Source organism: Clostridium tarantellae (genome assembly GCF_009295725.1).
Classification (GTDB): Bacteria; Bacillota; Clostridia; order Clostridiales; family Clostridiaceae; genus Sarcina; species Sarcina tarantellae.
On the sequence record NZ_WHJC01000393.1, the window covers coordinates 1 to 2,547 of the forward strand.

A 2,547-nucleotide genomic window follows, 5' to 3' on the forward strand; every position below is an offset into this window, starting at 1 on the left:
GTATAATTACTTTTTTTCAAATTTATTGAAAATAAATTTATTTTTTTTGCCAACTTTTTTGTATTATTTAAAAAATATGTAAAAAACTCCGAACATTACCTTGTTGTTTCACAAAAACTTTTCGCAATTTCATACAAGTTACGACATTTTACTACATTTTTTCTCTAGCTTTTTGTCGTCCTCCGTAACTTTTTAGTAATATTTTCATAACTTTTTTGAAATTATTTATTTTCTTTTTTTTAACCTTTTAACAATTAAAATTTACAAATTAGGTTATAATAGTTTATTGTTAAATATTTTATTAAATATCCCAATTTATAGTCTACATTTTTAAATTATTTTTATAATTTAATTAAATTATAATCATAAAAAAATTCTTTTTATTGTAATTTCCCTAAATTTCCCTAGCTATTAACAAACTTTATTTTTAGTGCTAAAGTTATACTCGTAACATGTTTTTATTTAAATCTTTTAAAAATTAATAGTTAAAAAATTTAAATAAAAACATAAATATTAGAATATAACTAAAGAAATAAATTTTATAAACAACGAAAGATACGGACTTAAAGGAGATTATATAAATGAAAAAGAAATTTTTATCTACACTTATAATTGGAGGAATAATTTGTAGCAGTAGTACAATTGCTTTAGCAAAAGAAAATCCAAAATCTATTGCACATGAAAATACAACAATAAATTCAATGTCAAATAAAATAAATTCTAAAGATAGTTCTGATTTAGAAACTCTAAAAAAAGTATTTTCCTCAATAAAAGAAATGAGAGAAGCTGATTATATTTTAAATAATGATGATCTTACTAAAAAAGATACTTATAATAAAATGCTTGTATTAGCTTCAACTTCATTAGATAGAATAAGAATTTTAAAAGATAAAAATCTTACTGAAGAACTTAATACTCACATAGATTTTATTTCTTCAATGGGAGAAGAAGTACGAATTGGTTGTAATAATTTAAACAATTTAAACTCTACTATAAAAAATGTAGAAAAAGTTTTATCATCAGATAAAGAATATTCAAATGAAGAAAAAGAAACGGCTCTTTATGCTTTAAAGAATATTATTGTTAAAAATGAAAAAGAAGAAAGCCTTAATAAAAAAACTTTATCAACAGCTTATAATATATTAAATACCTACACTAAAATTTTTGATAATAGTAAAAAAGAATCATCTTATAATATTGAACAAATGAACTCTGCAATTAAAGATATGGAAGAAGCTTGTAATTTATTAGATAACTCAGATTTATCCAAATTAACTAATTACGAAAAAATGATAAGATTATCTACAGCTTCATTAAACAAAGCTAAAAGTTTAAAACTAAATAAAAATAGTGAATTAAAATGTCATTTACATTGGATTGATCAATCTGGAGACTCAATAAGAAATACTACTGCTTCTTTAAATAATTTAATTACTGCTATAAAGAAAGAGAAAGAAATATTTGCACCATATAGTCATGCTACAATAGAAGAAAAGAAAACTACTTTATCTAAACTAGATGATTTAATTAATAAAGAAGAAGTAAAAAATCAATTAAATAAAACAACATTAGAAAATGTAAAGAAATTAGTTGCAGATTACACTAATCAATTAAATGATGACATAACTAATATGACTTCATCTTCTATAACTAATAATAAAGTTGATTCAGCAGTTGGAAGTGATTCTATTACTGAAACTGATTTAGATAATATAAAAACAACTAGTACTGAAACTAATTTAAATAACACTACAACAACAGAAACTCAAACTAATATAAATGTTGGAACTGATGCCAGCACTGAAACTGATTTAGATAATACAAAAACAGTTGGTACTGAAACTAATTTAAATAACACTACAACAACAGAAACTCAAACTAATATAAATGTTGGAACTGATAATAAAACTAATAAAAACATTAAAGAAAGTCATACTATTGACCATAAGTTAAAAGATGATTCATCTACTGATATAAAAACAGAAGTAATTACTGTACCTGTTAATAATAAAATAACTACATCAGTTAAAACAGATGTTATTAAAAATAAAACAGATGTTACAAGTGAAGTTAATAAATATAATAATGTAACTATAGGTACAGAAAAGAAAAGTATCAATAAAATAAATAAAGTAACAACTCCAGTATCTGCGGTTGCTACTCAAACTGACATAGCTCCAGTATCTGCAGTTGCTACTCAAACTGACATAGCTCCTGTGTCTACTGTTGCTACTCAAACTGATACATGTACTGAAACAAAAAATGTTATTAGTTCTGTAAAAAACGAAATAACTAATAAAAAAGAGCAAATTAAAGACACTACTTCAAATAAGGATAAAAAAGAAGTAACAGAACCAATTAAAGAAGTTAAATCAAAAACTAAGAAAAGCAAAAAAACTTCATGTGGATTATTAGGACTAGGATTACTATCCACTTTAGTATGTGCCTTATTAAAAAAATTCATATAAATTTAAATTAAAACAAAACTTTATAAATTATTATAAATATAGATTATATGAAGTAAATTTTAAAATAAATAGACTATGT

Annotated in this window: 1 protein-coding gene; it reads left to right on the forward strand. The window is 22.5% G+C overall.

The features are described from left to right. Positions 1 to 581 precede the first annotated feature (581 nt). The gene (locus tag GBZ86_RS14870) at positions 582 to 2,468 is read left to right on the forward strand and encodes a hypothetical protein (protein ID WP_152891944.1); all 1,887 of its coding nucleotides are present in this window, start codon (positions 582 to 584) and stop codon (positions 2,466 to 2,468) included. Positions 2,469 to 2,547: the final 79 nt, after the last annotated feature.

Coding starts and splice junctions, on each gene's coding strand:
- GBZ86_RS14870 (WP_152891944.1), top strand. CDS start 582: ATGAAAAAGAAATTTTTATCTACACTTATAATTGGAGGAATAATTTGT.